We start from the raw sequence: 21,925 nt of genomic DNA, 5'->3' as shown, positions 1-21,925 counted from the left end.
CGGGAGCACATCATGAAAGCCACTGGCAACTACAACCAGGTCAAGGACGTCGACCCGCTGGTCGCCCTGACCGAGCACACGCGCAAGCACATCGACCACTGGGTGTCGAAGTTCCCGCCCGAGCGCAAGCGTTCGGCGCTGATCCAGGGACTGATGGGCGCGCAGGAACAGAACGGCGGCTATCTCACCGACGAGCTGACCACGGCCGTGGCCAAGTACCTCGACCTGCCGCCGGTGTGGGCCTACGAGGTCGCCAGTTTCTATTCGATGTTCGAGACCTCGCCGGTGGGCCGCAACAACGTGGCCATCTGCACCAACATCTCGTGCTGGCTCAACGGCGCCGAAGATGTGGTGCGCCACTGCGAGAAGAAGCTCGGCGTCAAGCTCGGCGAATCCACTGCCGACGGCCGCATCTACCTCAAGCGCGAGGAAGAATGCCTGGCCGCCTGCTGCGGCGCACCGATGATGGTCGTCAACGGCCACTACCACGAGAAGCTGACCACCGAGAAGGTGGACCAGATCCTCGACGGCCTGAAGTGAGGCAGGACATGGCATCGCATTCCACCGGCCCGGTCGGCCCCGCCCCGCAGGAACACCAGGTCGTCTATACGACGCTGCATTTCGACAAGCCCTGGGCTTACGACAACTATCTGAAGGTCGACGGCTACCAGGCCTGGAAGAAGATCCTGGCCGAGAAGCCCGATCCCGCGGCGCTGATCGAGGAACTGAAGAAGTCCTCGCTGCGCGGCCGCGGCGGCGCCGGCTTTCCCACCGGCCTGAAGTGGTCGTTCATGCCGCGCACCGCGCCGGGGCAGAAGTACATTCTTTGCAATTCGGACGAGTCCGAGCCGGGCACCTGCAAGGACCGCGACATCCTGCGCTTCAACCCGCATGCGGTGATCGAAGGCCTGGCCATCGCCTGCTACTGCACCGGCTCCACCGTCGCCTACAACTACCTGCGCGGCGAGTTCCACCACGAGCCCTTCGAGCACTTCGAGGAAGCGCTGAAGGAAGCCTACGCCGCCGGCCTGCTGGGCAAGAACATCCAGGGCTCGGGCGTGGACTGCGACATCTATACGGCGCTGGGCGCCGGCGCCTACATCTGCGGCGAGGAAACCGCGCTGATGGAGTCGCTGGAAGGCAAGAAGGGCCAGCCGCGCTTCAAGCCGCCGTTCCCGGCCGGCTTCGGCCTGTACGGCCGTCCGACCACGATCAACAACACCGAAACCTATGCCTCGGTGCCGGCCATCCTGCGCAAGGGCGCGGAGTGGTTCCTCAATCTCGGCAAGCCGAACAACGGCGGCCCCAAGATCTTCTCGGTGTCGGGACATGTGACCAGGCCGGGCAACTACGAGATCCGCCTGGGCACGCCGTTCAAGGATCTGCTGGAACTGGCCGGCGGGCTGCGTCCGGGCCGCCAGCTCAAGGCGGTGATCCCGGGCGGCTCGTCCATGCCGGTGCTGCCGGCGGCGACCATGCTCGAATGCACCATGGATTATGACTCGATCCAGAAGGCCGGCTCCGGCCTGGGCTCGGGCGCGGTCATCGTGATGGACGATTCGACCTGCATGGTGCGCGCCTGCCAGCGCATCAGCCGCTTCTACTACGCCGAATCCTGCGGCCAGTGCACGCCCTGCCGCGAGGGCACGGGCTGGATGTACCGCATGCTCACGCGCATCGTCGAGGGCAAGGCCGAGCTGACCGACCTCGCCATGCTCAAGCAGGCGGCCGGCCAGATCGAAGGCCACACGATCTGCGCCTTCGGCGAAGCCGCCGCCTGGCCGGTGCAGGGCATGCTGCGCCACTTCTGGCACGAATTCGAATATTTCATCGTCAACAAGCGCTCGCTCGTGGACGACCAGCCCGGCAAGGCCGCTTGAGGACGAACGACGCATGAGCGCCCAGCCCGTCAACCCGAACACGCCGCCCGATCACGTCAATATCGAGATCGACGGCAAGGCGATGACCGCGCCGAAAGGCTCGATGATCATTCACGCCGCCGACAAGGCCGGCGTACCCATCCCGCGTTTCTGCTACCACGACAAGCTGCCGATCGCGGCCAACTGCCGCATGTGCCTGGTCGAGGTGGAGAAGTCGCCCAAGCCCATGCCCGCCTGCGCCACGCCGGTGATGGAAGGCATGAAGGTGCTGACGCGCTCGCAGAAGGCGCTGAACTCCCAGCGCAACGTGATGGAGTTCCTGCTGATCAACCATCCGCTGGACTGCCCGATCTGCGACCAGGGCGGCGAGTGCGAGCTGCAGGACGTGTCCATGGGCTACGGCCGCTCGGTCAGCCGTTTCGTCGAGCGCAAGCGCTCCGTCGCCGACGAGGACATCGGCCCGCTGATCGCCACCGAGATGACGCGCTGCATCCAGTGCACGCGCTGCGTGCGCTTCGTGGGCGAGGTCGCCGGCACGTATGAACTCGGCGGCATGAGCCGCGGCGAGAACCTGGAGATCGGCACCTACGTCGGCAAGACGATAGAAAGCGAGATCGGCGGCAATATCATCGACGTCTGCCCGGTCGGCGCGCTCACCAACAAGCCGTTCCGCTTCCAGGCCCGCGCCTGGGAACTGATCGCACGCGAATCCGTCGGCTACCACGACGCGCAGGGCTCCAACCTGTGGCTGCATACGCGCCGCGGCGAAGTGCTGCGCCACGTGCCGCGCGACAACGAAGCCATCAACGAATGCTGGCTGTCCGACCGCGACCGCTACAGCCACCAGGGCCTGTACGCCGCCGACCGCGCCACCCAGCCGCTGCTGAAGAAGAACGGCGAGTGGACTGCGGTGGGCTGGCAGGAAGCGCTGGCCTATGCCGTGGAAAAGCTGCAGCAGGTGCGCGGCGACGAACTCGGCGTGCTGGTGCATCCGGCCACCTCCAACGAGGAAGGCCACCTGCTGGCCGAGCTGGTGCGCGCGCTGGGCTCCAAGCACATCGACCACCGCCTGCGCCAGCTGGACTTCACCGACGCTGCGGCCGGCTTCGGCTTCGCCACGCCGGTGGCGGAGGTGGAAAAGGCCACTGCAGTGCTTCTGCTGGGTTCCAACCTGCGCCACGAGCTGCCGCTGGTGAACCACCGCGTGCGCAAGGCGGCCAAGCGCGGCGCCAAGGTGTACGCGCTGAACCCGGTCGATTTCGATTTCAACTACGACCTGGCCGGCAAGACCATCGCCGCGCCGGCCGCGCTGGTCGAGGAAGCGGTCAAGCTGGCCCGCGCCGCGGTTGAAGCGGGCGTGGAGGCGCCGGCCGAGCTGGCCGCGCTGCTGGCCTCGGCCAGCACCGACGACACCGCCCGCGGCTGGTTCAAGGCGCTCAAGGAAGCCAGCGGCTCGGTGCTGATCTTCGGCGAAGCCGCCGCCATGCATCCGCAGGCTTCGCTGCTGCGCGCCTGCGCGCGCTTCGTCGCCAGTGCGAGCGAGTCGGCCTACAACGAGATCCCGCTGGGCGCCAACGCCATCGGTCTGAGCCGCGTCGGCGTGCTGCCGGCGGCCCAGGGTGGCCTGGACGCGCGCACCATGCTGGCGCTGCCGCGCAAGGGCTATGTGCTCTACGGCGCCGAGCCGCCGCATGACTTCGGCGACGGCGGCCTGACCATGAGTTCGCTGAGCAAGGCCGATGTCGTGGTCGCGTTCTCCGCCTTCGCCAGCGATGCGCTCAAGGCCGTCGCCACGCTGATCCTGCCGATCGCCGCATTGCCGGAAACCGAGGCCACGCTGGTCAACCTCAACGGCCACAGCCAGAGCGTCGCCGCCGGTGCCAGGCCGCCCGGCGAAGCGCGTCCGGGCTGGAAGGTGCTGCGCGCGCTGGGCGAGGCGCTCGGCATCACCGGTTTCGAATTCACCGAGATCGCCGAAGTGCGCGCGGCCATCGCCGCCCGCGCCGTGCCGGCGCTGCCGCAGCTGCAGCCCAAGTTCGCCGGCCGCCACGAGGCGCGCGGCCTGGCGCGCATCGCCACGGTGCCGATCTACCGCAGCGATGCGGTGCTGCGCCGCGCCGCGGCGCTGCAGGCGCATCCGCTCAACAGCGGCGCCGGCCTGGGCCTGAACCCGGCGGATGCCGCCGGCCTGGGGCTGGAGGACGGCATGATGGTCAAGGTCAGCGGCGCCGCCGGCACCGCCACGCTGCCGCTGGTGCTCAGCCACGGCGTGCCGCGCGGTGGCGCGTGGCTGGAGGCGGCCTATACCGAGACCGCTGCGCTGCCGGCTTACGGCGCCGAACTCAGCATCAGCAGGGCCTAAGCGCATGGAATCCGTGATCGCGCTGTTCAACTCCTTCGTCCACGACTGGCCGAACCTTTCCCTGTTCATCGGCCTGATCCTGCTGCCGCTGCTGCCGCTGATCATCTCGGTGGCCATGTACGTGTGGTGGGAACGCAAGGTCATCGGCTGGATGCACGTCCGCATGGGGCCCAACCAGGTCGGCCCGCTGGGCCTGGCCCAGGCCTTCGCCGACGTGTTCAAGCTGCTGTTCAAGGAAATCACCATCCCGGAGAAGGCCAGCACCTTCCTGTTCTACCTGGCGCCGCTGATCGCGCTGGTGCCGGCCATGGCCGCCTGGGCGGTGGTGCCCATCGGCGAGAAACTGGCCTGGTCGAACGCGAACGCGGGCTTGCTGTATCTGCTGGCGATGACCTCGCTCGGCGTCTACGGCATCGTGCTGGCGGGCTGGGCGTCCAACTCCAAGTACGCCTTCCTCGGCGCCATGCGCGCGGCGGCCCAGGTCGTGTCCTATGAAATCGCCATGGGCATGGCCATCGTCAGCGTGCTGATCCTGGCCGGTTCGCTGAATCTCAGCGACGTGGTGCAGGCGCAGGCCGGCAGCAAGGGCTTCCTGGAGTGGTTCTGGCTGCCGCTGCTGCCGATGTTCGTGATCTATTTCATCTCCGGCGTGGCCGAGACCAACCGTGCGCCCTTCGACGTGACCGAAGGCGAATCGGAAATCGTCGCCGGCTTCCACGTCGAATACTCCGGCTCGGCCTTCGCGATCTTCTTCCTGGCCGAATACGCCAACATGATCCTGGTCTCGTTCCTGTCCTCGATCCTGTTCCTCGGCGGCTGGCTCTCGCCGCTGCAGGGCCTGGGCCTGGGCGTGCTGTCGGCGCCGGGCTGGTGGTGGTTGTTCGCCAAGGCCTTCGTCATGGCCTTCCTGTTCCTCTGGTTCCGCGCGACGTTCCCGCGCTACCGCTATGACCAGATCATGCGCCTGGGCTGGAAGGTGTTCATTCCCATCACCATCGCCTGGATCTTCGTTGCCGGCTGCCTCGCCTATTTCGGCGGCGTGACCATAGGCCCGGGAGGCAACCCGTGAATCGCGTCGTCAGCTATATCAAGAGTCTGTTCCTGCTCGAACTGCTGCAGGGCCTGTGGCTAACCGGCCGCTACTTCGTCAAGCCGAAGTACACCATGCAGTACCCGATGGAAAAGATTCCCAAGTCCAACCGCTTCCGCGGCCTGCACGCGCTGCGCCGCTATCCCAACGGCGAGGAGCGCTGCATCGCCTGCAAGCTGTGCGAGGCGGTGTGCCCGGCCCTGGCCATCACCATCGACGCCGCGCCGCGCGCCAGCGACGGCCAGCGCCGCACCACGCGCTACGAGATCGACCTGTTCAAGTGCATCTTCTGCGGCTTCTGCGAAGAGAGCTGCCCGGTCGATTCCATCGTGGAGACCGACATCCACGAATACCATTTTGAAAAACGCGGCGAGAACATCCTGACCAAGGAAAAGCTCCTGGCCCTGGGCGACCGCTACGAGGCCGAGATCGCGGCCGCCCGCGCGCAAGACGCGGCCTTCCGCTGAGCGCCCGGAGAACGACGATGACGCAGCAAGTTCTCTTCTACTTCTTCGCCACGGTGCTGGTCGCCGCGGCCCTGGCCGTGATCACGGTCAGGAACTCGGTGCACGCGGCACTGAGCCTGGTGCTGACCTTCTTCACCGCCGCCGGCATCTGGATCCTGGCCGAGGCCGAGTTCCTCGGCCTGGCCCTGATCGTGGTCTACGTAGGCGCAGTGATGGTGCTGTTCCTGTTCGTGGTCATGATGCTGGACATCAAGCCCGAATCCATGCGCGAAGGCTTCATCCGCTTCCTGCCGGTCGGTGTGATCGTCGCGCTGGTGATGCTGGCCGAGATGCTCAGCCTGATCGGCGTGAAGGCGCTGCAGGCCCAGGCCCTGCCGGAAAATCCGGCCCTGGCCGCCGGCAGCAATACCGCCTGGCTGGGCAAGGCGCTCTATACCGAATTCCTGCTGCCGTTTGAAATCGCGGCGCTGATCCTCACCGTGGCGCTGATCGCCGCCGTTGCCCTGACCCTGCGCAAGCGCAGCGGCGTGCGCACGCAGAAGCCGGGCGAGCAGGTGCTGGTGCAGCGCAACGAGCGCCTGCGCGTGGTCAAGATGGCCAGCGAAGGCGGCAAGGGAGAATCCGCATGATCTCGCTCGCGCATTTCATCGTGCTCGGCACGATCCTGTTCTGCATTTCCGTCGCCGGCATCTTCATCAACCGCAAGAACGTCATCGTGCTGTTGATGTCGATCGAGCTGATGCTGCTGGCCGTGAACATGAACTTCGTCGCCTTCAGCCGCTACCTCGGCGATCCGGCCGGCCAGGTGTTCGTGTTCTTCATCCTCACCGTGGCCGCGGCGGAAACCGCCATCGGCCTGGCCATCCTGGTCGTGCTGTTCCGCAACCGCAGCACCATCAACGTGGCCGAAATCGATTCGATGAAGGGATAAGCTGAGATGATCACCCCCAAGCTGATTCTCCTTGTCATCGCCTTGGCGCCGCTGTTCGGCGCCATCGTCGCCGGCCTGTTCGGACGCCAGGTGGGCCGCGCCGGCGCGCATACGGTGACCATCGCCGGCGTGCTGGTCTCCTTCCTGCTCTCGGCCTACGTGCTGTACCAGCTGTCCACCGGCGGCTGGGGCGTGTTCAACGAAAACCTGTACACCTGGTTCGAAGTCGGCCCGCTGTCGGCCCATGTCGGCTTCCTGGTCGACCGCCTGACCGCGGTGATGATGGTGGTGGTCACCTCGGTGTCGCTGCTGGTGCATATCTACACCATCGGCTACATGCACGAGGATCCGGGCTACCAGCGCTTCTTCAGCTACATCTCGCTGTTCACCTTCTCCATGCTGATGCTCGTGATGAGCAACAACTTCATGCAGCTGTTCTTCGGCTGGGAGGCGGTGGGCCTGGTGTCGTACCTGCTGATCGGCTTCTGGTTCAAGCGGCCGACGGCGATCTTCGCCAACATGAAGGCGTTCCTGGTCAACCGCGTCGGCGACTTCGGCTTCCTGCTCGGCATCGCCGCGGTGCTGTACTGCTTCGGTTCGCTGGACTACGCCACCGTGTTCCGCAACGCCGATGCGACCCTGGTCGGCAAGACTCTCACCATCATCAGCGGCCATCCCTGGGAAGCCGCCACCGTGATCGGCGTGCTGCTGTTCATCGGCGCCATGGGCAAGTCGGCGCAGGTGCCGCTGCACGTGTGGCTGCCGGATTCGATGGAAGGCCCGACGCCGATCTCGGCGCTGATCCACGCCGCCACCATGGTCACCGCCGGTATCTTCATGGTTGCGCGCATGTCGCCGCTGTACGAGCTGTCGGAGACCGCGCTGTCCTTCGTGATGGTGGTCGGCGCGACCACGGCGCTGTTCACCGGCCTGATCGGCATCGTGCAGAACGACGTCAAGCGCGTGGTGGCCTATTCGACCCTCTCCCAGCTCGGCTACATGACCGTGGCCCTGGGCGTGTCGGCGTACTCCGCCGCGATCTTCCACCTGATGACCCACGCCTTCTTCAAGGCGCTGCTGTTCCTGGGCGCGGGCTCGGTCATCATCGCCATGCACCATGAGCAGGATATGCGCTACATGGGCGGCCTGAAGAAATACATGCCCATCACCTTCATCACCGGCTGGATAGGCACGCTGGCACTGACCGGCTTCCCAGGCTTCTCCGGCTTCTTCTCCAAGGACGCCATCATCGAGGCCGTGCACGAGTCGCACCGCTGGGGTTCGGGCTATGCCTACTTTTGCGTGCTGATCGGCGTGTTCGTGACCGCGCTGTACAGCTTCCGCCTGATCTACCTGACCTACCACGGCAAGGAACGCTTCGTGGTCGAGCACAAGAACCACGCGCACGGCGCGCAGCACGACGCGCACCATGACGATGCCCACGACGACCACGGCCATCACGAGCCGGGCCATCTGGAACACGCCCCGCACGAGTCGCCCTGGGTGGTGACGCTGCCGCTGATCCTGCTGGCGATTCCGTCGGTCATCATCGGCTGGCTGACCATAGGCCCGATGCTGTTCGGCGACTTCTTCGCCGGCGCCATCGTGGTGAAAGGCGAGGGCGGTCCGCTGGCCGAACTGGCCAAGCACTGGCACGGTCCCTGGGGCATGGTGCTGCACGGCCTGATGGCGCCGCCGTTCTGGCTGGCCCTGGCCGGCTTCGGCGTGGCCACCTACGTGTACCTGTTCAACCAGGCCATCGCCGACCGCGCGGCGAAGCTGTTCGCGCCGCTGTACCGCCTGCTGCAGAACAAGTACGGCATCGACGATCTCTACTTCGCCGTGTTCGCCCGCGGCGGCCTGAAGCTGGGCCGCGGCCTGTGGCGCGGCGGCGACGTGGCGGTGATCGACGACGGCCTGGTCAACGGCTCGGCCGCGCTGGTCGCGCGCATCGCCGCCGGTGTGCGCAAGGTCCAGTCCGGCTATCTGTACCACTATGCGTTCGCGATGATTCTGGGGCTGATCGTGCTGCTCGGCGGTCTGTGGCTGGCAGCGCGCTAAGCGAAAGGGAATGATGACAATGTTTGCGAACTGGCCCTTGCTCAGCATCCTGATCTGGCTGCCCATCCTCGGCGCGATACCCGTGCTGCTGGCCGGCGACCGCCGCCCCGATACCGCGCGTCTGCTCGCGCTGGTGGTGGCGGCGCTGACCTTCTTCATCAGCCTGGGCATTCTGTCCGGCTTCGACCAGTCTTCCGCGGCCATGCAGCTGCAGGAGAACCACGTCTGGATCGAGACCCTGAACGTGCGCTACCACCTCGGCGTCGACGGCATCTCGGTCGCGCTGGTGCTGCTGACCACTTTCACCAGCGTGCTGGTGATCATCCTGGGCTGGGGCTCGGTGGACGAGAAGGTCAGCCAGTACATGGCGGCCATGCTGGTGCTCGAAGGCCTGATGGTCGGCGTGTTCTGCGCCATGGACGCGCTGCTGTTCTATGTCTTCTTTGAAGGCATGCTGATCCCGATGTTCATCCTGATCGGCGTCTGGGGCGGTGCGCGTCGCGTGTACGCGACGCTGAAGTTCTTCATCTACACCTTCTTCGGTTCGATCTTCATGCTGGTCGGACTGATCTACCTCTACTTCAAGACCGGCAGCTTCGAGCTGGCCACCCTGGCCCAGGTCGCACTGAGCGGCAAGGAGCAGGCCTGGCTGTTCTTCGCCTTCCTGATCGCCTTTGCGGTCAAGGTGCCGATGTGGCCGGTGCACACCTGGCTGCCTGACGCCCACGTCGAGGCGCCGACCGGCGGCTCGGTGGTGCTGGCGGCGATCATGCTGAAGATCGGCGGCTACGGCTTCATCCGCTTCTCGCTGCCGATCACGCCGGACGCCAGTACCGAATACGCCTGGGTCGTCATCGCCATGTCGCTGATCGCCGTGGTCTATGTCGGCTATGTCGCCCTGGTGCAGGAAGACATGAAGAAGCTGATCGCGTATTCGTCGATCGCGCACATGGGCTTCGTCACCCTGGGCGTGTTCATCTCGCTGGCGCTGGCGCGCGGCGGCAACGCCACCGGCGCGGCTGTCGGCATCCAGGGCGCGATGGTGCAGATGATCTCGCACGGCTTCATCTCCGGCGCCATGTTCGCCAGCGTCGGCGTGCTGTACGACCGCATGCACACCCGCATGATCCGCGACTACGGCGGCGTGGTGAACACCATGCCGCGCTTCGCCACCTTCTTCGTGCTGTTCGCCATGGCCAACTGCGGCCTGCCGGGTACCAGCGGCTTCGTCGGCGAGTTCTGGGTCATCCTGGCGGCGTTCCAGTCCAATGCCCTGGTCGGCGCGCTGGCCGCCTTCACTCTCATCATCGGCGCGGCCTACACGCTGTGGCTGGTCAAGCGCGTGATCTTCGGCGAGGTGGCCAACGACAATGTCGCCGCCCTGACCGACATGAATGCGCGCGAGACCTTCGTGCTCGCGACGCTGGCCGTCGCCGTGCTGCTGTTCGGCCTGTGGCCGGCGCCGCTGGGCAATCTCATGGATGCGCCTATCGCCGAACTGGTGAAGCACATCGTCATCAGCAAGGGCGCGTGAAGGACCGACCATGATCAGCCTTACCGACATCCTCACCCTGCTGCCCGAATCGTTCCTGACGGTGGCGATCTGCGCCCTGCTGCTGCTGGACGTGTTCCTCAGGCCGGCCCAGCGCAGCATTACGCACTACCTGGCCATCGCCATCCTCGGCGTCACCGGCTGGCTGGTGCTGCAGCACTACGGCACGCCCACCGCGTTCGGCGGCATGTTCGTGCGCGACGGCATCGCCGACGTGCTGAAGATTTTCGCCTTGCTGACCACCGCGCTGGTGTTCGTCTATGCACGGCCCTACCTGCGCGACCGTGGCCTGTTCGTGGGCGAGTACTACGTGCTCTGCCTGTTCGCCGTACTCGGCATGATGCTGCTGGTTTCCGCCGGCAGCCTGGTCATCGTCTACCTCGGCCTGGAACTGCTGGCGCTGTCGTCCTACGCCCTGGTCGCGCTGAACCGCGATTCGCAGCTGTCCTCGGAAGCGGCGATGAAGTACTTCGTCCTCGGCGCGCTGGCCTCGGGCATGCTGCTGTACGGCATGTCCATGATCTACGGCGCCACCGGCACGCTGGATCTGAACAAGATCCACGCCGCAGCGGCGCTCAGCTCCCAGCGCGGCATGCTGCTGTTCGGCGTGGTCTTCGTCGTGGTCGGCATCGCGTTCAAGTTCGGCGCGGCGCCGTTCCACATGTGGCTGCCCGACGTCTATCAGGGCGCGCCCACGGCCGTCACCGTGTTCATCGGCTCGGCACCCAAGCTGGCCGCGTTCGGCATGGCCTACCGCATGCTCGAATCGGGCCTGGGCAGCGTGGGCCCGCACTGGCAGCAGATGCTGGCCGTGCTGGCCGTGCTCTCGCTGGCCATAGGCAACATCGCCGCGATCATGCAGAGCAATCTCAAACGCATGCTCGCGTATTCGACGATCTCACACGTCGGCTTCCTGTTCCTGGGCCTGGTCAACGGCCAGCCTGCCGGCTACGCCGCGGCCATGTTCTACGCCGTCAGCTACGCGCTCACCGCCACCGCCGCTTTCGGCATGATCCTGCTGCTGTCCCGCGCCGGCTTCGAGGCCGAGGAAATCAGCGACTTCAAAGGCCTGAACCAGCGCGCGCCGTGGTATGCCTTGCTGATGGCGCTGACCCTGTTCTCGCTCGCCGGCGTGCCGCCGCTGTTCGGCTTCTTCGGCAAGTTCCTGGTGCTCAAGGCCGCGGTCGACGCAGGCCAGGTCTGGCTGGCGATCGTCGGCGCCGTGTTCGCCATCATCGGCATCTACTACTACCTGCGCGTGGTCAAGGTGATGTACTTCGACGACGCGGACGATGCGGCGGCCATCGCCAAGCCGGCCGATGCGCCCATGCGCACGGTGATTTCGGTGAATGCCCTTGCATTGCTCGTCCTCGGCCTTACCTGGGGACCGTTGTACGGCTGGTGTGCGAAGGCACTGGGGATTGCGCCCTGAGGGGCGGGGATTCGTTGTCCGGGATTGGAGATTCCGCGGCAGATCATCGCTGCGATGGGTTCTTTCTTCATCCCGGATCACGAATCGCTAATCCCGGCTCTCAAAGTGCTTGCGCAAGTCTCGGTAAATCCGTAGACTTCCGTTTCTCTGATGCGGGGTGGAGCAGTCTGGCAGCTCGTCGGGCTCATAACCCGAAGGTCGCAGGTTCAAATCCTGCCCCCGCTACCAGGATTCAAGCGAAAGGCCACCTAGTGTGGCCTTTTTGCTAAAGCCGGAAGTTCCTGGTCACCGAGCTGGACCAGGCCCGAGCCGGCGGAATAGCGCAGGATGCGCGCGTTGCCGATGTTGGGAAGCGAGACAACGGCGGACTATGGAATGGGCCTTAGTGCCCATTTTTTTTTGTTTGTGCAGAAAGCAGCGTGAAAGACGACGAACTCATCCAGTTGATCAATCCTGTAGTTGCCGACCTGGGCCTCGAATGCCTCGGCATCGAGTACGCGCCCAGCCGCGGCAACAGTCTGCTGCGCATCTACATCGACCATCTAGAGCGCCCCATCACCATCGAAGACTGCGAAGCGGTCAGCCGCGAGCTTTCCGCGCAGTTCGATGTGAACGACCCGATCGCGGGCCGCTACACCCTCGAAGTTTCCTCGCCGGGCCTGGACCGGCCGCTGTTCACGCCGGCGCAGTTCGCGCGCTTCATCGGCGAGAAGGCGAAGATCGCACTGAATCTCCCGGTCGAAGGCCGCCGCCGCCTGCAGGGCGCGATCCGCGCCGTGGACGGCGACCGCATCACCATCGACCAGGACGGCGTGGACATCACCATCGCCCACGACAACGTGCAGAAGGCGCGCATCGTTCCCGATTACGCCGCGCTGGGGCTGGCTCCCGAGAAGCCGGCCGGCAAACCCAAACCGCAAGCCAAGCCCGGTGCGGCCAAGCCTGGCCCGGCCAAGCCCGCCGCGGGCAAGGCCGACGCCGCGCCCAAGCGCAAAAAACCAAACAAGTGAACAATACCGGCGTCGGCGACGCCGGGCGGAGTGACAAGCGATGAGCAAAGAACTTTTGCTGGTGGTTGACGCGGTCGCCAACGAGAAGGGCGTCGACAAGGCGGTCATCTTCGATGCGATGGAAGCGGCGCTGGCCTCGGCGGCGAAGAAGCGCTACGTCGACCAGGACGTGTCCATCCGCGTCTCGATCAACCGCACCAACGGCGACTACGAAACCTTCCGCCGCTGGGAGGTGGTGCCCGACGACATCGTGATGGAGTCGCCCGAGCGCATGATCCGCCTGATGGATGCCGTCGACGAGAAGCCCGGCGCGGAGATCGGCGATTTCGTCGAAGAGCAGATTGAAAACCCCGAATTTGGCCGCATTGCAGCGCAGGCCGCCAAGCAGGTGATCGTGCAGCGCGTGCGCGAGGCCGAGCGCGCCCAGGTGGTCGACGCTTTCCGCGACCGCATCGGCGAACTCATCACCGGCGTGGTCAAGCGCGTGGAGCGCGGCGCGGTCTACCTGGATCTCGGCGGCAACGCCGAAGCCTTCATCGCCCGCGACAAGACCATCCCGCGCGAAACCGTGCGCACCGGCGACCGCGTGCGCGGCTACCTGTACGACGTGCGCGCCGAGGCGCGCGGTCCGCAGCTGTTCGTGTCGCGCACTGCGCCGGAATTCATGATGGAGCTGTTCAAGCTCGAAGTGCCGGAAGTCGGCCAGGGCCTGGTGCAGATCAAGGCCTGCGCCCGCGATGCCGGCGACCGCGCCAAGATCGCGGTGCTGGCCACCGATACCCGCACCGATCCCATCGGCGCCTGTATCGGCATGCGCGGTTCGCGCGTGCAGGCCGTGTCGAACGAGCTGAACGGCGAGCGCATCGACATCGTCCTGTGGAACGACAACCCGGCCCAGTTCGTCATCAACGCGATGGCGCCGGCGGAAGTGCAGTCCATCATCGTCGACGAGGACAAGCACTCCATGGACATCGCCGTGGCCGAGGACAAGCTTTCCCAGGCCATCGGCCGCGGCGGCCAGAACGTGCGTCTCGCCAGCAAGCTTTCCGGCTGGCAGCTCAACGTGATGACCGAGGCGCAGGTACGCAACAAGAGCGAATCGGAGCAGGAGGCCGCGCGCCAGCTGTTCATGACGCGCCTGGAAGTGGATGCGGAGATCGCCGCCATCCTGGTGCAGGAAGGCTTCTCCACGGTGGAGGAAATCGCCTACGTGCCCACCGGCGAGCTGCTGGCCGTGGACGGCTTCGACGAGGACATCGTCGAGGAACTGCGCGCCCGCGCCCGCGACGCCCTGCTCACCGAGGCGCTGGCGGTGGAAGAGAACATCGACGAGCACAAGCCGGCCGACGACCTGGTTTCGGTCGAGGGCATGGACGAGGCGCTGGCCTATACCCTGGCCCAGCACGGCATCGTCACCGGCCAGGATCTTGCCGATCTGGCCACCGATGAGCTGATGGAATTCGGTATCGAAGGAATGGATGAGGATCGTGCCGCCGCGTTGATCGTGGCCGCGCGCGCTACCGCGACGTAATCCGCCCCGGATTGCGACGGCAGCAACGGGCAGCAGCGGATCACGGAGTAACCAAAATGTCGGACGTCACCATCAAACAATTGGCCCAGGTCCTGGGCACGCCGGTAGAAAAGCTGCTTTCGCAGCTGGCCGAAGCCGGCATGAAATTCAGCAACGCCGACCAGGTGATCAGCAGCACCGAGAAGGTGAAACTGCTCGGATTCCTGCGCCGCACCCACGGCAAGACCGAACCGGTCGCCGAGGATTCCGCGCCGCGCCAGATCACGCTCAAGCGCAAGACGGTCAGCGAGATCACGGTCAACCAGGGCGCCGCCCGCGGCAAGACCGTGAACGTGGAAGTGCGCCAGAAGCGCACCTACGTCAAGCGCAGCTCGGTCGAGGAAGAGCAGAAGGTCGACAGCGAGCGCGAGGAAGCTCTGCGCAAGCTGGGCGAATCCACCCTGCGCCGCGAAGGCGAGGAACTGGAACGCGCCGCGCAGGAAAAGCGCCGCGCCGAGGAAGAAGCCAAGGCCGCCGCCGCGGCAGCGGCCGCTGCCGCCGCCGAGGAAGAAGCGCGCCGCCGCGAAGAGGAAGCCCGCCGCCGCGAGGAAGAAGCGCGCGAGCGCGTCGTCGCCGAATCCGCCAGCACGGCTGCGCCGGCGCAGACGGCGCCGGCCGCCACGCCGCCGCCGGCGCGGCCGCAGCCCCGCGTCGAGTCCGCGCCGCCGCGTCCGCAGGGCCGCAGCGACGCGCCGCCGCCGCGCCCGCAGGGCCGGCCGGATTCCACGCCTTCGCGTCCGCCCATGGCGGGTGCCGGCGCCGGTGCGCCGCGACCGGGCGGCAGCACTGATGCGCGTCCGCCGCGCCGCGACGCGACCACGCATCATGTGCCGCACCGTCCGGCGGCGCCCAAGCGCAGCGACGATACGCAGAACCGCAACAGCGGCAACCGCGTCAAGCACGGCTCGCACCGCATGACCGAAGGGCCGTCGCCGGATATCGGCCACCGCTTCTCCGGCGGCGAGCTGCACCTGACCGCGGAAGAACGCGCGCGCCGCTCCAACCGCAAGAAGCCGCGCGGCAAGCCCGATCTCAGCCGCATTACCGGGCAGCACGGCTTTGCCAAGCCGACCGCGCCGGTCGTGCGCGACATCGCCATCGGCGATGCCATCGTCGTGGCCGAACTCGCCGCCAAGATGGCGGTGAAGGGTTCCGACGTGGTCAAGGCCCTGTTCAAGATGGGCGTCATGGCCACGATCAACCAGGCCATCGACCACGACACCGCCGTGCTGGTGGTGGAAGAACTCGGCCACAAGGCGACCCGCATCAGCGACGACGATGCCGAAACCGCCCTGATCGCCCATTCCGAGGCCGATCATGGCGACAAGGAATCGCGTCCGCCGGTGGTCACCATCATGGGCCATGTCGACCACGGCAAGACCTCGCTGCTGGACTACATCCGCCGCACCAAGGTCGCCTCGGGCGAAGCCGGCGGCATCACCCAGCACATCGGCGCCTACCACGTGACCACGCCCAAGGGCGTTATCACCTTCCTCGACACGCCGGGCCACGCCGCCTTCACCGCGATGCGCGCGCGCGGCGCCAAGCTGACCGACATCGTCGTGCTGGTGGTCGCCGCCGACGACGGCGTGATGCCGCAGACGGTGGAAGCGGTCAAGCATGCGCGCGCCGCCGGCGTGCCCATGATCGTCGCCGTCAACAAGATGGACAAATCCGAGGCCAACCCGGACAACGTGAAGCAGGGCCTGGTGCAGCACGAAGTCGTGCCGGAAGAGTGGGGCGGCGATACCCAGTTCGTGCCGCTGTCGGCCAAGACCGGCATGGGCGTGGATGCGCTGCTCGATGCGATCTCGGTGCAGGCCGAAGTGCTGGAACTGCAGGCCGTGCGCGAAGGCCGCGCCTCGGGCGTGGTGGTCGAGTCCAGCCTGGACAAGGGCCGCGGCCCGGTCGCGACGGTGCTGGTGCAGGCCGGTACGCTCAAGCGCGGCGACTTCCTGGTCTGCGGCGTGGAATACGGCCGCGTGCGCGCCATGTTCAACGAATCCGGCCAGCAGGTGAGCGAGGCCGGCCCGTCGATCCCGGTGCAGGTGCTGGGCCTGTCGGGCGTGCCCGACGCCGGCGACGATTTCGTCTCCGTCGCCGACGAGCGCCTGGCCAAGGACGTCGCCCAGCAGCGCAACCAGAAGCGCCGCGAGTCGCGCCTGGTCAAGCAGAGCACCAAGCTCGAAGACATCATGGCGACGATGACCCAGGGCGGCGATCAGCAGACCCTGAACCTCGTGGTCAAGGCCGACGTGCAGGGTTCTGCCGAGGCGCTGCGTGATTCGCTGACCAAGCTGACCAACGAACTGGTCAAGGTCAACGTCATCGTGTCCGGCGTGGGCGGCATCACCGAGTCCGACGCCACCCTGGCGGCGGCCTCCAAGGCCACCATCATCGGCTTCAACGTGCGCGCCGATGCCTCGGCACGCAAGGTGATCGAAGCCAACGGCCTGGATCTGCGCTACTTCTCCATCATCTACGACGTGATCGACCAGGTGAAGCAGGTGGCTTCCGGCCTGCTCGGCATGGAAGTGCGCGAGGAGATCATCGGCGTGGCCCAGGTGCGCGAAGTCTTCCGCAGCTCCAAGTTCGGCGCGGTGGCGGGCTGCATGGTCATCGAGGGTTTCGTCAAGCGCAACAAGCCGATCCGCGTGCTGCGCGACAACACCGTGATCTTCCAGGGCGAACTGGAATCGCTGCGCCGCTTCAAGGACGTGGTCGACGAAGTGCGCAACGGCATGGAATGCGGCATCGCGGTGAAGCAGTACAACGACGTCAAGCCGGGCGACCAGATCGAGTGCTTCGAGCGCATCGAGGTACAGCGCACGTTCTGACGTCGCGGCGGCACCGGGGGCGCTGCTGCGCTCGGTTGCCGGTCTCCACAACTTCGCCGGCCCTTTGCAACGCAAGGGGTCGGCCGGCCTCTTGAATCAAGCGGGTTCCATTGCAGGCGGCATCGCGGCGACGTGGCGGTTCTCGCTGCGCTGACGGTCTGGTGCTTCACAGCTTCGCCGGCGCTTTGTGCTGCAAGGCGCCGGCCGTCCTCTTCGTTCCTGGGGACTTCAGCAAAAAGCCGGCTGCGCGGCCAGCGCGTGCCGGTTTTTCGTGGTGCAGCGGCTTCCCGGTGAATCTTTCCCATCGGGGAGCCGGCGGCACCGGCAACGGCTTGCGCACAGCGCGGGAGTAAAACGCCATGCCAAACACTTTCCACCGTTCCGACCGCATCTCCGCGGAGCTGCGCCGTCTCGTCGGCACCCTGGTGCACGAGGTCGTGCGCGACAACGCGCTGCCTTCGGTCAGCGTCTCCGATGTCGAGGCTTCGCGCGAGCTGGACGTCGCCACCGTCTACATCACCGCGCTGCTGGCCGAACAGGGCCCGCCGGCGGTCAAGCTGCTCAACGAAATGGCCAAGGACTTCCGCCGCGAACTCTCGCGCATCATGAAGATCCGCCGCGTGCCGGAGCTGCGCTTCAAGTACGACGACTCGGTCGACAAGGGCGAGCGTATAGAGCAGCTGCTGCGCGATGCGCCGCGGCCGGCGTCGCGGGAACCGGACGCAGAGTGAGCTTGCCCTCGCGCGGGAGCCGGTAGTCAGGATTCTGATTGGCCACCCAATCCCGAATCCCCCATCCCGAATCCCGGCTCCACCCCGATGAGCAAGAAGAAAGACCCCACGCCCTGGCGCGACGTCCACGGCATCCTGCTGCTGGACAAGCCGCAGGGCCTGAGTTCCAACCAGGCCCTGCAGAAGGCGCGCCGCCTGTTCCTGGCGGCCAAGGGCGGCCATACCGGCAGCCTGGATCCGCTGGCCACCGGCCTGCTGCCGCTGTGCTTCGGCGAGGCGACCAAGATCGCCGCCTACCTGCTGGGCGCGTCCAAGGCCTATGCGGCCACGGTGCAGCTGGGCGTGACCACGACCACCGCCGATGCCGAAGGCGAAGTAGTGCAGCGCCGGCCTGTGCCGGAGCTCGACGACGCCCGTATCGAGGCCGCACTGGCCCGCCTGCGCGGCCGCATCACCCAGATACCGCCGGTGTATTCGGCGCTCAAGCAGGACGGCGTGCCGCTGTACCGTCGCGCCCGCGACGGCGAAGAGGTCAGCGCCGCGCCGCGCGAGGTCGAGGTGTTCCGCCTGGAGCTGCGCGCGCGCCGTGGCGATGTGCTGGAGCTGGACGTGGAATGCGGCTCGGGCACCTATGTGCGCAGTCTGGCGACCGACCTGGGCGAATTCCTCGGTTGCGGCGCCCATCTGACCGCGCTGCGGCGCAGCTGGGTGGCGCCCTTCGTCCAGCCGCGCATGTGGACGCTGCAGGAGCTGGAGACGCTGCTGCTGACCCAGGGCCGGGAAAGCATAGATCCCTTGCTGCTGCCGACCGATGCCGGCCTGGCGGAGCTGCCGGTACTCGCGCTGGATGCGGCGCAGGCCCAGCGCCTGGTCCAGGGGCAGATGTTGACCGGGCTGGGCGTGGCGCCTGGCCTGTGCCGCGTACACGGCCCCGGCGGCCGCCTGCTCGCCCTGGGCGAGATCGACGAAACCGGCCTGCTGCGCGTGCGGCGTGGATTGAATCTGCCGGACTGAGCGGTGCCGGCTTGCGGTACGCGGTCCGGTCGCGCCAGCCGCGGCGGTGGACAGGGCTGGTGCCAGCCCGGGCCGCGGGGCAGGGCGTACCGCGGGCCGGCGCCGCTGCGCCGCGTCCGCCCCGGCCGGATCATCCAGCGATTATTCTTTCAGACTTGTTGCGCCGCGGCGTCTGGCGTTAAAATCCCGCGGCTCTCTTGACAATTCACCCCACGCGGGGCTTGTGCAGCGCCATCGCTCCGGTCGGTCGCGCTGCACAAGCCTCGTCTAGCTTTCAAGGTCACGAAAAAATGTTGAACGTCGAACAAACCCAGAAGATCCTCGCCGATTTCGGCCGCGTGCCGAACGACACCGGTTCCCCGGAAGTCCAGGTTGCCCTGCTGTCCGCCCGCATCGACAGCCTCTCCAGCCACTTCGCCAAGCACGCCAAGGATCATCATTCCCGCCGCGGCCTGCTCAAGATGGTCAACCAGCGCCGCCGCCTGCTGGCCTACCTCAAGGCCAAGGACGCCAACCGCTACAAGACCCTGATCGACCGCCTCGGCATCCGCCGCTAAGCGCACCAGACCGAGGAGATGGCAGTGGCGAAAGTAACCAAGTCGTTCCAGTACGGTAATCACGAAGTCACGCTGGAAACGGGCGAAATCGCCCGCCAGGCTAGCGGCGCGGTCATGGTCAGCATGGGCGGAACCGTCGTGCTGGTCACGGCGGTGGCGGCCGGCAAGGCACGCGAAGGGCAGGATTTCTTCCCGCTCACCGTCGACTATCAGGAAAAGTTCTACTCCGCCGGGCGCATCCCCGGCGGCTTCTTCAAGCGCGAAGGCCGTCCGACCGAAAAGGAAACGCTGACCTCGCGCCTGATCGACCGTCCGATCCGTCCGCTGTTCCCGGAAGAGTTCCGCAACGAAATCCAGATCATCGCGACGGTCATGTCGCTGAATCCGGAAGTCGACGGCGACATCCCGGCGCTGATCGGCGCCTCCGCCGCCCTGGTCCTGGCCGGCGTGCCGTTCAAGGGCCCGATCGGCGCCGCCAAGGTCGGCGTGATCAACGGCCACTACGTGCTCAACCCCAGCGTCAGTGACCTGAAGAATTCCGATCTGGAACTCGTCGTCGCCGGCACCAGCAACGCCGTGCTGATGGTGGAATCCGAAGCCAAGCTGCTCAGCGAGGAAGTGATGCTGGGCGCCGTGACCTTCGGCCACAACGCCCTCAAGAGCGCCATCGCCGCGATCGAAGCCTTCGCCGCCGAAGCCGGCCGCAAGACCTTCAACTGGACCGCTCCGCCGCGCAACGACGCCCTGTTCGCCGCCCTGGAGGCGCAGATCGGCAACCGCATGGCCGAGACCTTCCAGATCCGCGACAAGCTGGCCCGCCGCGATGCGCAGTCCGCGCTCAAGAGCGAAGTGAAGGCCGCCATCGCCGAGCAGGCCGCCGCCAACAAGTGGACCGACAGCGAGATCGGCTTCGCCCTCGGCGATATCGAATACCGCGCCCTGCGCGACGGCGTGCTCAAGACCAAGGTCCGCATCGACGGCCGCGCGCTGGACACCGTGCGCAACATCGACATCCGTGTCGGCGTGCTGCCGCGCACCCATGGTTCCGCCTTGTTCACTCGCGGCGAGACCCAGGCCCTGGTCACCGTGACCCTGGGCACCACCAAGGACTCGCAGATCATCGATGCGCCGGAAGGCGAGTCGAAGGACACGTTCCTGTTCCACTACAACTTCCCGCCGTTCTCGGTCGGCGAATGCGGCCGCATGGCCGGCCCCAAGCGCCGTGAAATCGGCCACGGCCGTCTCGCCAAGCGCGGCGTGCAGGCGGTCAAGCCGAGCATGGAAGCCTTCCCGTACGTGCTGCGCGTGGTGTCGGAAATCACCGAATCCAACGGCTCCTCGTCGATGGCCTCGGTGTGCGGTTCCTCGCTGGCCATGATGGACGCCGGCGTGCCGCTGACCGCCCCGGTGGCCGGCATCGCCATGGGTCTGGTCAAGGAAGGCGACGAATTCGTCGTGCTGTCCGACATCCTCGGCGACGAAGACCACCTCGGCGACATGGACTTCAAGGTGGCCGGTACCCAGGACGGTATCTCCGCCCTGCAGATGGACATCAAGATCGACGGCATCACCGAAGAGATCATGCGCGTGGCGCTGGAACAGGCCAAGCGCGGCCGTCTGCACATCCTCGGCGAAATGAACAAGGTCATCACCTCGGCGCGCTCGGAAATGAGCGAATTCGCGCCGCGCCTGCTGACCATGCGCATCCACCCGGACAAGATCCGCGAAGTCATCGGCAAGGGCGGTTCGGTCATCCGCGCCATCACCGAGGAAACCGGCACCACCATCGACATCCAGGACGACGGCAGCATCGTCATCGCCTCGGTCAACCGCGCCGCCGCGGACGAAGCCAAGAAGCGCATCGAGATGATCGTCTCCGACGTCGAGCCGGGCCGCATCTACGAAGGCAAGGTCGCCAAGCTCATGGACTTCGGCGCCTTCGTCACCATCCTGCCCGGCAAGGACGGCCTGGTCCACGTCTCGCAGATCTCCAACGAGCGCGTCGAGAAAGTCTCCGACAAGCTCAAGGAAGGCGACACCGTGCGCGTCAAGGTGCTGGAAGTCGACAAGCAGGGCCGCATCCGCCTGTCGATGAAGGCAGTGCTGGAAGACGAGGCGCAGGCTTCGGCCTGATCCCTGGTTCTGCAAAAGAATGAAGAAAGCCGGCCATGTGCCGGCTTTTTTCATTGGCGGAATTGTCCACGGAGGAAACGGCGATGTTCAGGATCAGCCTGCGTTGCGGCGCGGCGGTGCGGCATTTCGGCTACTTCAAGCGCGATCTGGAGATCCTCCACAGCGGGCAGTGGCCCTAAGGAAACGCGCTGCTGCATGCGCTTAGCGTCTATGCGAACTACTCGGTCGCAAAAGGCCAGGACGTCGGGGCGTGGAGCGGCAGAGACGGTGCACAGTTGCGGGCAGCGGTCCACGGATT

At 66.3% G+C, this 21,925-nt stretch carries 17 protein-coding genes and 1 tRNA gene; all 18 read left to right on the top strand.

Annotation, left to right across the window (positions count from 1 at the left end):
* Positions 1 to 12: 12 nt before the first annotated feature.
* The 18 genes from nuoE to pnp all read left to right on the top strand — a co-directional run bounded on the left by nuoE (position 13) and on the right by pnp (position 21,627).
* Positions 13 to 540 (top strand): NADH-quinone oxidoreductase subunit NuoE, encoded by a 528-nt coding sequence (gene nuoE / locus NM961_RS00350; RefSeq protein WP_255910171.1) that lies wholly within the window; start codon positions 13 to 15, stop codon positions 538 to 540.
* A gap of 8 nt (positions 541 to 548) precedes the next feature.
* A complete protein-coding gene (gene nuoF, locus NM961_RS00345; RefSeq protein WP_255910169.1) occupies positions 549 to 1,880 on the top strand; it encodes an NADH-quinone oxidoreductase subunit NuoF in 1,332 nt (443 codons plus the stop codon).
* 13 nt (positions 1,881 to 1,893) lie between these two features.
* Entirely contained in the window at positions 1,894 to 4,242 is a 2,349-nt protein-coding gene (gene nuoG / locus NM961_RS00340) for an NADH-quinone oxidoreductase subunit NuoG (protein ID WP_255910167.1), read from the top strand.
* Positions 4,243 to 4,246: 4 nt separating this feature from the next.
* Positions 4,247 to 5,311, top strand: coding sequence for an NADH-quinone oxidoreductase subunit NuoH (gene nuoH / locus NM961_RS00335; RefSeq protein WP_255910165.1), 1,065 nt, complete (start codon positions 4,247 to 4,249; stop codon positions 5,309 to 5,311).
* Complete coding sequence (gene nuoI / locus NM961_RS00330) at positions 5,308 to 5,799, top strand: NADH-quinone oxidoreductase subunit NuoI (protein WP_255910163.1); 492 nt, start codon at positions 5,308 to 5,310, stop codon at positions 5,797 to 5,799. Before nuoH ends, nuoI begins: the two co-directional genes overlap by 4 nt.
* A gap of 17 nt (positions 5,800 to 5,816) precedes the next feature.
* A complete protein-coding gene (locus tag NM961_RS00325) occupies positions 5,817 to 6,428 on the top strand; it encodes an NADH-quinone oxidoreductase subunit J (RefSeq protein WP_255910161.1) in 612 nt (203 codons plus the stop codon).
* Entirely contained in the window at positions 6,425 to 6,730 is a 306-nt protein-coding gene (nuoK, locus tag NM961_RS00320; RefSeq protein WP_255910159.1) for an NADH-quinone oxidoreductase subunit NuoK, read from the top strand. The genes NM961_RS00325 and nuoK overlap by 4 nt, the downstream gene beginning before the upstream one ends.
* Before the next feature lie 6 nt (positions 6,731 to 6,736).
* Positions 6,737 to 8,791, top strand: a complete 2,055-nt coding sequence (nuoL, locus tag NM961_RS00315; protein WP_255910157.1) for an NADH-quinone oxidoreductase subunit L — start codon at positions 6,737 to 6,739, stop codon at positions 8,789 to 8,791.
* Between the two features lie 19 nt (positions 8,792 to 8,810).
* Complete coding sequence (locus NM961_RS00310) at positions 8,811 to 10,325, top strand: NADH-quinone oxidoreductase subunit M (RefSeq protein ID WP_255910155.1); 1,515 nt, start codon at positions 8,811 to 8,813, stop codon at positions 10,323 to 10,325.
* A 10-nt stretch (positions 10,326 to 10,335) separates the two neighbouring features.
* Positions 10,336 to 11,775 (top strand): NADH-quinone oxidoreductase subunit NuoN, encoded by a 1,440-nt coding sequence (gene nuoN / locus NM961_RS00305; RefSeq protein ID WP_255910154.1) that lies wholly within the window; start codon positions 10,336 to 10,338, stop codon positions 11,773 to 11,775.
* Positions 11,776 to 11,926: 151 nt separating this feature from the next.
* Positions 11,927 to 12,003 (top strand) — tRNA-Met (locus NM961_RS00300).
* Between the two features lie 191 nt (positions 12,004 to 12,194).
* The gene (rimP, locus tag NM961_RS00295; RefSeq protein WP_255910153.1) at positions 12,195 to 12,785 is read left to right on the top strand and encodes a ribosome maturation factor RimP; all 591 of its coding nucleotides are present in this window, start codon (positions 12,195 to 12,197) and stop codon (positions 12,783 to 12,785) included.
* Positions 12,786 to 12,825: 40 nt separating this feature from the next.
* Entirely contained in the window at positions 12,826 to 14,316 is a 1,491-nt protein-coding gene (gene nusA / locus NM961_RS00290; protein WP_255910152.1) for a transcription termination factor NusA, read from the top strand.
* A gap of 56 nt (positions 14,317 to 14,372) precedes the next feature.
* The gene (infB, locus tag NM961_RS00285; RefSeq protein WP_255910151.1) at positions 14,373 to 17,192 is read left to right on the top strand and encodes a translation initiation factor IF-2; all 2,820 of its coding nucleotides are present in this window, start codon (positions 14,373 to 14,375) and stop codon (positions 17,190 to 17,192) included.
* A gap of 359 nt (positions 17,193 to 17,551) precedes the next feature.
* Complete coding sequence (rbfA, locus tag NM961_RS00280; protein WP_255910150.1) at positions 17,552 to 17,923, top strand: 30S ribosome-binding factor RbfA; 372 nt, start codon at positions 17,552 to 17,554, stop codon at positions 17,921 to 17,923.
* A gap of 87 nt (positions 17,924 to 18,010) precedes the next feature.
* Positions 18,011 to 18,937: a tRNA pseudouridine(55) synthase TruB gene (gene truB, locus NM961_RS00275; protein ID WP_255910149.1), complete on the top strand. Its 927-nt coding sequence runs from the start codon at positions 18,011 to 18,013 to the stop codon at positions 18,935 to 18,937.
* A gap of 293 nt (positions 18,938 to 19,230) precedes the next feature.
* The gene (gene rpsO, locus NM961_RS00270) at positions 19,231 to 19,494 is read left to right on the top strand and encodes a 30S ribosomal protein S15 (RefSeq protein ID WP_439334185.1); all 264 of its coding nucleotides are present in this window, start codon (positions 19,231 to 19,233) and stop codon (positions 19,492 to 19,494) included.
* 24 nt (positions 19,495 to 19,518) lie between these two features.
* Positions 19,519 to 21,627 carry a polyribonucleotide nucleotidyltransferase gene (gene pnp / locus NM961_RS00265; protein WP_255910146.1) on the top strand — a complete coding sequence of 703 codons (2,109 nt, stop codon included), beginning with the start codon at positions 19,519 to 19,521 and terminating at the stop codon, positions 21,625 to 21,627.
* The last annotated feature ends 298 nt before the right edge of the window (positions 21,628 to 21,925 follow it).

It is taken from the genome of Tahibacter harae (genome assembly GCF_024437735.1).
GTDB classification, from domain to species: domain Bacteria; phylum Pseudomonadota; class Gammaproteobacteria; order Xanthomonadales; family Rhodanobacteraceae; genus Tahibacter; species Tahibacter harae.
Note: the sequence above shows the minus strand (reverse complement) of the source record. Positions and strands in the feature narration are given on the sequence as shown.

What these genes read in the sequence shown, in the direction of transcription:
- nuoE (WP_255910171.1), top strand. Translation starts at nt 13, where the DNA reads ATGAAAGCCACTGGCAACTACAACCAGGTCAAGGACGTCGACCCGCTG.
- nuoF (WP_255910169.1), top strand. Translation starts at nt 549, where the DNA reads ATGGCATCGCATTCCACCGGCCCGGTCGGCCCCGCCCCGCAGGAACAC.
- nuoG (WP_255910167.1), top strand. Translation starts at nt 1,894, where the DNA reads ATGAGCGCCCAGCCCGTCAACCCGAACACGCCGCCCGATCACGTCAAT.
- nuoH (WP_255910165.1), top strand. Translation starts at nt 4,247, where the DNA reads ATGGAATCCGTGATCGCGCTGTTCAACTCCTTCGTCCACGACTGGCCG.
- NM961_RS00325 (WP_255910161.1), top strand. Translation starts at nt 5,817, where the DNA reads ATGACGCAGCAAGTTCTCTTCTACTTCTTCGCCACGGTGCTGGTCGCC.
- nuoK (WP_255910159.1), top strand. Translation starts at nt 6,425, where the DNA reads ATGATCTCGCTCGCGCATTTCATCGTGCTCGGCACGATCCTGTTCTGC.
- nuoL (WP_255910157.1), top strand. Translation starts at nt 6,737, where the DNA reads ATGATCACCCCCAAGCTGATTCTCCTTGTCATCGCCTTGGCGCCGCTG.
- NM961_RS00310 (WP_255910155.1), top strand. Translation starts at nt 8,811, where the DNA reads ATGTTTGCGAACTGGCCCTTGCTCAGCATCCTGATCTGGCTGCCCATC.
- nuoN (WP_255910154.1), top strand. Translation starts at nt 10,336, where the DNA reads ATGATCAGCCTTACCGACATCCTCACCCTGCTGCCCGAATCGTTCCTG.
- nusA (WP_255910152.1), top strand. Translation starts at nt 12,826, where the DNA reads ATGAGCAAAGAACTTTTGCTGGTGGTTGACGCGGTCGCCAACGAGAAG.
- infB (WP_255910151.1), top strand. Translation starts at nt 14,373, where the DNA reads ATGTCGGACGTCACCATCAAACAATTGGCCCAGGTCCTGGGCACGCCG.
- rbfA (WP_255910150.1), top strand. Translation starts at nt 17,552, where the DNA reads ATGCCAAACACTTTCCACCGTTCCGACCGCATCTCCGCGGAGCTGCGC.
- truB (WP_255910149.1), top strand. Translation starts at nt 18,011, where the DNA reads ATGAGCAAGAAGAAAGACCCCACGCCCTGGCGCGACGTCCACGGCATC.